The sequence below is a fragment of the Pseudomonas lactucae genome (assembly GCF_016937615.1).
Lineage (GTDB): Bacteria > Pseudomonadota > Gammaproteobacteria > Pseudomonadales > Pseudomonadaceae > Aquipseudomonas > Aquipseudomonas lactucae.
On the sequence record NZ_JAFHKI010000061.1, the window covers coordinates 20,901 to 27,359 of the forward strand.

The following is a 6,459-nucleotide window of genomic DNA, read 5'->3' on the forward strand; positions in this document are numbered from 1 at the left end:
AGCCGCCGCCGCGAAAAAGCCCGCCGCGATCAAAACGGTCACACGGGATGAGCGTTCCGGCGATTGCCGGTAGGCGCAAGGCTGCCTAGTCTGTGGGTATTCGAAACCCAAATGGAGTCTCCATGTCAGGTCCCTTGGCGTCCCTCAAAGTCCTGGATTTTTCCACCTTGTTGCCCGGCCCGTTTGCTTCCCTGATGCTGGCGGACATGGGCGCCGAGGTGCTGCGGATCGAGTCACCCACGCGCCTGGACCTGCTGCGTATGCTGGCGCCCCACGACCGCGGCACTTCGGCGAGCCATGCCTACCTGAACCGCAATAAGCGCAGTCTGGCGCTGGATCTCAAGCAGTCCGAAGCGCTGGAGATCGTGCGGGCGCTGGTCACGGACTACGACATTGTGCTCGAACAGTTTCGCCCCGGGGTGATGGAGCGTCTGGGCCTGGGGTACGAGGCATTGAAGGCGATCAATCCAAGGTTGATCTATGTGTCGATCACTGGCTACGGCCAGACCGGGCCCTATAAGGAGCGTGCCGGTCACGATATCAACTACCTGGCCCTGGCGGGGTTGGCCAGTTATACCGGGCGCGAGGACAGCGGGCCATTGCCGTTGGGCGTGCAACTGGCCGATGTTGGCGGCGGTTCGTTGCATGCGGTGGTGGGGCTGCTGGCGGCGGTGATCGCACGGCAGCAAAGCGGGGTGGGGCAATACCTGGACGTGAGCATGACGGACTGCTCATTCAGCCTCAACGCCATGGCCGGTGCGGGTTACCTGGCGTGCGGGGTGGAGCCTGGCTGGGAAAACCACGCGCTCAATGGAGGGAGTTTCTACGACTACTACCGGTCCCGCGATGGACGGTGGATGTCGGTCGGCAGCCTGGAACCGGCGTTTATGCAACAGTTATGCATGGCGTTAGGGCGTCCGGAGCTGGCGGCGCTGGGCTTGAACCCCGAGCATCAGCCAGCGTTGAAACAGGCGCTGCAGGTTGAATTCGAGAAGCGCAGCTTTGACGAACTGTGTGCGCTGTTTGCCGAGCTGGATGCGTGCGTCGAGCCAGTGTTAAGTTTCGCCGAGGCGGTGGAACATCCCCAATTGAAAGCGCGCGAACTGGTGAGCCAGGTGCCCAGGGGCGATGGCTCGACACAGGCGCAATTGGCCTGCCCGCTGAAGTTTTCCGAGGGGTTGCCGGCGCCCCGGCATATTGGCGTGGCGGCGGGCGCGCACAGCGACGAGGTGCTGGCGGATTTGGGGCTGAGTGCTCAACGCATAGCGCAACTGCGGCACGCCAAGGTGGTTGGGTAACTGATCCGACTTGCTCCCGATGAGGCCGTTATTCCACCCGAGTTTCCCCGGTAAACACCAGGGTCTGCCGACACCGTCTGCACAAATACCGCCGCCCCTGGCCCACCATCCCATGACGCTGTGGCGAGAATGGAAAGTCGCTGTCGGCGCACGGGCAACGGTAGATGTAGCGGGTCACCTGGCGACGCTTCACCGCATAGGTGTGGCAACGGTCCGGCGGCAGTTCGTAAACCCCGCGCATGATCAATTGCCATTCCTCGCCATGGGGCTGGATACGTTCGCCAAACAATTGATGGGCGATCAAGTGCGCCACTTCGTGGGCCACGGTCTGCTTCAGAAAATGTTGGCTGTTTTCACGGTACAGCTGGGGGTTGAAGCGCAGCAGGTTCTCGTGCAAATGCGCGACACCGGCTTTCTGGCCCCGCAGCTTGAGGCTGACCTGGGGGCGTTTGAAGCTTCGTTTGAAAAAGGATTCGGCTTGCAGGAAACACTCTTCGACGCGGGTATTGAGTTGCTCGGGCATGCTGTACATCTCTCCAGAGACGCCCAGTATGCCGCAAAACCGGGTGTTTCCGAATCTGTCAGGCGCCGAATGGTCACGCATAACGTACAAAGCCACCTTGCGGTGGCCTTGCCTGCGGGGTTATGAAGTCAGTTGGTATAGATCGGGCCTACGCCCAGGCCCCAGACGATCACGGTAAATGCCATGATCGCCACCAGCACCACCAGGCCCACGGCCAGCACCGAGCTGGAAAACAGGAAACCCTCGTCCGGGTCGATGCTCATGAAGGTCGGCAGCCCCACATACAGCAGGTACACCGTGTAGCAGATCGCCGCCGTGCCCACGACCATGCCCAGCCACATATGCGGGTAGAGCGCCGCCAGCCCGCCGATAAACAGCGGCGTGGCGGTGTAGGTGGCAAAGGCCACGCAACGCGCCATGCTGGGGCTGGCGTCGTAGGTACGGGCCATCCAATGGATGAACGCGCCCATCACCGCCACGCCGCCGAGCATGGCGGCATACGACATGATGGTCATCCATAACGCGCTTTCCTGGGTCAGCATCACCGGCGCGCGGTTGCCGATGACCCAGCCGACCTGGGTGGTGCCGATAAACGCTGATAATGCGGGAATCGCCGCGAGAATCAGGGTATGAGTGAGGTACATGTGGCCGATGCTTTCTTCCTTATCGCCACGAATTTCCCGCCATTCCTGGTCGGGATGGGTAAACAGCCCCACGACGTGATGGATCATGCCAGTCACTCCTGTCGTTATTACCATCGCCCCCCATTGGAGCGCCCACGGGCCAAATGGCCTGAAAGGTCTGGATAGATATATGCGACCTCACGTCGCAGTATAGGAAGGGATGACCGGAATAACCGTAGGGCCTTTAGAGCAAATTGCGCTGTAAATACGGGCTGTAATCGCGCCGAGGTCTGTGTGAGGTAATGGAACTCGCTCGTCCATGAAGGTAAAATGCCGCGCTTTTCGTCACACACCTTTAGCGGATCCAAGCGCCATGGGCACTCTTACGGTCAACCAGAACAAACTGCAAAAACGCCTGCGCCGTCTGACCGGTGAAGCGGTCGCCGATTTCAACATGATCGAGGACGGCGACAAGGTCATGGTCTGCCTCTCCGGCGGCAAAGACAGCTACACCCTGCTCGATGTGCTGCTGCACCTGCAAAAGGTCGCGCCGATCCAGTTCGAGATCGTTGCCGTCAACATGGACCAGAAACAACCGGGCTTTCCCGAGCATGTGCTGCCGGCCTACCTTAAAGCGCTGGGCGTCGAGTACCACATCGTCGAGAAAGACACCTATTCGGTGGTCAAGGAGCTTATTCCTGAAGGCAAGACCACGTGCTCGCTGTGCTCGCGCCTGCGCCGCGGCACGCTCTATACGTTTGCCGATGAGATCGGCGCGACCAAGATGGCCTTGGGGCATCATCGCGACGACATCGTCGAGACCTTCTTCCTGAACATGTTCTTCAACGGCTCGCTCAAGGCCATGCCGCCCAAGCTGCGTGCCGATGACGGGCGTAACGTGGTGATTCGCCCGCTGGCGTATTGCAACGAGAAGGACATCCAGGCCTACTCCGACCTCAAGCAATTTCCGATCATCCCGTGCAACCTGTGCGGCTCCCAGGAAAACCTGCAGCGCCAGGTGGTCAAGGAGATGCTGCTGGATTGGGAGCGCAAGACGCCGGGCCGTACCGAAAGCATTTTCCGCAGTCTGCAGAATGTGATCCCGTCACAGTTGGCCGACCGCAACCTGTTCGACTTCACCAGCCTGAAGATCGACGAAACGGCGGCGTCGCGCTTCGTCAATGTAGTGAACCTCTGAGCGACTCCAATGCTCTGACACACGGCGCTTGTGAGCGCCGTTTTCAATTGAATTGCCAGGAGAGGGCATGCGCGATTACAAGTGGTTGCACGAATACTGTCTGAACCGCTTCGGTTCGGCCGCTGAGCTGGACGCCCACCTGCCTGTACCCAAGACTGCGGCGCAATTGCGCAGGATCAGCGATGATCGCTACCTGTCGACCCTGGCCCTGCGGGTATTCCGCGCCGGTTTGAAGCACAGCGTGGTGGACGCCAAATGGCCGGCGTTCGAGCAGGTGTTCTTCGGCTTCGATCCGGAAAAAGTCGTACTGATGGGCGCCGAGCACCTGGAGCGCCTGATGCAGGACACGCGCATCATCCGTCATCTGGGCAAGCTAAAGAGTGTGCCGCGCAATGCACAGATGGTCCTGGACATCGAGCAGGAAAAGGGCAGCTTCGGCGCGTTTATCGCTGACTGGCCGGTGACCGACATCGTCGGGCTGTGGAAGTACCTGAGCAAGCATGGCCACCAGTTGGGCGGGCTGTCGGCACCGCGCTTCTTGCGCATGGTGGGCAAGGATACCTTTGTGCCCAGCTATGACGTGGTGGCCGCCCTTAACGCACAGAAGATCGTCGACAAGGCGCCCACCAGCCTGCGCGACCTGGCGACGGTGCAGGGCACGTTCAACCAGTGGCATGTCGAGAGTGGGCGGCCGATGTGCCAGTTGTCGATGATGCTGGCGTATACGGTGAATCACTGAGCTGAGATGAGGCTTGCTCGCGAAGACTGACCGTCCGGCGCCACATCTCTATCAGGCTGCCGCCAACCGCCGATTCAACTGATGCCGCCAGCGCACATATAACAGCGCCGTACAGAACACCGCCAGGCTCGCCAGCATCTCCAGCACCCCGAACATTTGCCTGTTCGGGTCATACGCCGCCAGCGCGCCCTTGATGAAATACAGGTTCACCGCAAAGCACATCCACGAATGCCCGCGCGCGCTGCCGATCAGCATTCCCGGCGCGAGCACCAGCAACGGCACCAGTTCGATCAGCAGGATCACCCACGGTCGCGCGCCGTGCAGGTCGGCTACGAACAGGTAATACACGCACAGCAACCCCACCAACGCGAACAACGCCAGCAGGCTCAAGGCGCGTGCAATCTTGACGCGCGGCTCCAGCCACGCCTGGGACGGCAGGACTTTAGGTTTTCTGGCCACGGCCGTTCTCCAGCAGCGTGGCGGTAGTGGCCAGGCGCAAGCCCAAGGCCCGGCACAAGGTGATTTCGTGTTGATCGAGCATGCGCTTGCCGTCCGGCCCGGAATGGTGGCTGGCGCCATACGGCGTGCCGCCGCCCTGGGTGTCGAGCAACGCCTGTTCGCTGTAGGGCAGGCCGGTGATCAGCATGCCGTGGTGCAACAGTGGCAACAACATCGACATCAGCGTGGTTTCCTGGCCGCCGTGCAGGCTGGCGGTGGAGGTGAACACGCCAGCCGGTTTGCCGACGAGGGCGCCGGTGAGCCACAGGTTGCTGGTGCCATCCAGAAAGTACTTGAGCGGCGCGGCCATGTTGCCGAAACGCGTCGGACTGCCCAGGGCCAGGCCCGAGCAGTGCTTCAGGTCGTCGAGGCTTGCATACAGCGCGCCTTCGTCCGGAATGCTCGGCGCCACGGCTTCGCACTCGGTGGAGATCGCCGGCACGGTGCGCAAGCGCGCTTCCATCCCGCCCTGCTCGATGCCCCGGGCAATCTGCCGGGCCATTTCGCTGACCGAGCCGTTGCGGCTGTAATACAACACCAGCACATACGGTGTGGTCACGGCAGAATCTCCAGCACGTGTTCCGGTGGGCGGCCGATGATGGCCTTGTCGGCGGTTTCCAGGATCGGGCGTTCCATCAACTTGGGGTGCTCGGCGATGGCGGCGATCAGTTGCGCTTCGCTTAGGCTGGCGTCGGCCAGGTTGAGGCTTTTGTATTCGTCTTCGCCGGTGCGCAGCAGTTGGCGCGCGCCGAGGCCGAGCTTGGCAAGCAGGGCCTTGATTTGTATGGCGTTCAGCGGCGTTTCCAGGTAGCGCACCACGGTCGGGGTGAGGCCGCGGGCTTCGAGCAGTTCGAGCGCACCGCGGGATTTCGAGCAGCGCGGGTTGTGATAAAGCGTCAGATCGGTCATGTGCGGGTCGCATCTTGCGTAAGGTGGCGGGTATTCTACCCGCGCGGCACCCCGTCCTTAAACCGTAAGAGGCGATAGGTCGCAGCCAACGTTCATTTTTGCGAAGGAATACCCCATGACAAGTCGACTGATCGGTGCATTGGCGATCATCACAACCCTGCTGCTCAGCGGCTGCGGGAATGACTACGGTGTTGACCAGTACGGCCAGAAAGTCGCGGCCGAACGCTTGGACAAGCAATGGCTGGTGGTCAACTACTGGGCGGAGTGGTGTGGCCCGTGCCGCACGGAAATCCCGGAACTCAATGCCCTGGCCGAACAGCTCAAGGCTCAGAACGTGGGGGTGTTCGGGGTCAACTTCGACAACGTGCAGGGTGAAGAATTGAAGGCGGCCAGCGGCAAGCTGGGCATCAAGTTCACCGTACTGGCGCAGAATCCGGACGGGATTTTTGATATTCCGCGCAGCGAGGCGTTGCCGGTGACCTACATCATCGATGACAAGGGCAAGGTGCGTGAGCAGTTGATGGGCGAGCAGACGGCGGAGGGGGTGTTGGCCAAGCTCAAGGCCTTGCGCGGCTAAACCAACACCTCAAAATGAGTGTGGGAGGGGGCTTGCTCCCGATAGCGGTGGATCAGCTACTGATTTGTTGACTGTTACACTGCCATCGGGGGCA

The 6,459-nt window shown here is 61.1% G+C and carries 9 protein-coding genes; 4 read left to right on the forward strand and 5 right to left on the reverse strand.

Annotated features, from left to right (window positions below; translation table 11 throughout):
- The first annotated feature begins 122 nt into the window (after positions 1–122).
- The gene (locus JWR98_RS12310) at positions 123–1,298 is read left to right on the forward strand and encodes a CaiB/BaiF CoA transferase family protein (protein WP_205490158.1); all 1,176 of its coding nucleotides are present in this window, start codon (positions 123–125) and stop codon (positions 1,296–1,298) included.
- A gap of 28 nt (positions 1,299–1,326) precedes the next feature.
- On the opposite strand, the gene JWR98_RS12315 is transcribed toward JWR98_RS12310, so the two are convergent.
- Positions 1,327–1,821, reverse strand: a complete 495-nt coding sequence (locus tag JWR98_RS12315; protein WP_078733791.1) for a SprT family zinc-dependent metalloprotease — start codon at positions 1,819–1,821, stop codon at positions 1,327–1,329.
- A gap of 128 nt (positions 1,822–1,949) precedes the next feature.
- A complete protein-coding gene (locus JWR98_RS12320) occupies positions 1,950–2,552 on the reverse strand; it encodes a Yip1 family protein (RefSeq protein ID WP_003174687.1) in 603 nt (200 codons plus the stop codon).
- Positions 2,553–2,817: 265 nt separating this feature from the next.
- On the opposite strand from JWR98_RS12320, the gene ttcA reads away from it, so the two are divergent.
- Both ttcA and JWR98_RS12330 read left to right on the forward strand, forming a co-directional pair.
- Positions 2,818–3,642, forward strand: a complete 825-nt coding sequence (gene ttcA / locus JWR98_RS12325) for a tRNA 2-thiocytidine(32) synthetase TtcA (RefSeq protein ID WP_042944920.1) — start codon at positions 2,818–2,820, stop codon at positions 3,640–3,642.
- Positions 3,643–3,709: 67 nt separating this feature from the next.
- Entirely contained in the window at positions 3,710–4,381 is a 672-nt protein-coding gene (locus JWR98_RS12330; protein ID WP_205490160.1) for a DNA-3-methyladenine glycosylase I, read from the forward strand.
- A gap of 51 nt (positions 4,382–4,432) precedes the next feature.
- Here JWR98_RS12330 and JWR98_RS12335 read toward each other — a convergent pair whose 3' ends face one another.
- From JWR98_RS12335 to arsC, 3 genes are read right to left on the reverse strand one after another with little or no spacing between them, the layout of a single operon-like run.
- Entirely contained in the window at positions 4,433–4,840 is a 408-nt protein-coding gene (locus JWR98_RS12335; RefSeq protein WP_003174684.1) for a DUF2069 domain-containing protein, read from the reverse strand.
- A complete protein-coding gene (wrbA, locus tag JWR98_RS12340) occupies positions 4,824–5,438 on the reverse strand; it encodes an NAD(P)H:quinone oxidoreductase (RefSeq protein ID WP_042944919.1) in 615 nt (204 codons plus the stop codon). The genes JWR98_RS12335 and wrbA overlap by 17 nt, the downstream gene beginning before the upstream one ends.
- Positions 5,435–5,788 (reverse strand): arsenate reductase (glutaredoxin), encoded by a 354-nt coding sequence (gene arsC, locus JWR98_RS12345; protein WP_078733676.1) that lies wholly within the window; start codon positions 5,786–5,788, stop codon positions 5,435–5,437. The genes wrbA and arsC overlap by 4 nt, the downstream gene beginning before the upstream one ends.
- 115 nt (positions 5,789–5,903) lie before the next feature.
- Here arsC and JWR98_RS12350 point away from each other — a divergent pair, with 115 nt between their 5' ends.
- Positions 5,904–6,365, forward strand: coding sequence for a TlpA family protein disulfide reductase (locus tag JWR98_RS12350; protein ID WP_078733675.1), 462 nt, complete (start codon positions 5,904–5,906; stop codon positions 6,363–6,365).
- Positions 6,366–6,459 lie beyond the last annotated feature (94 nt).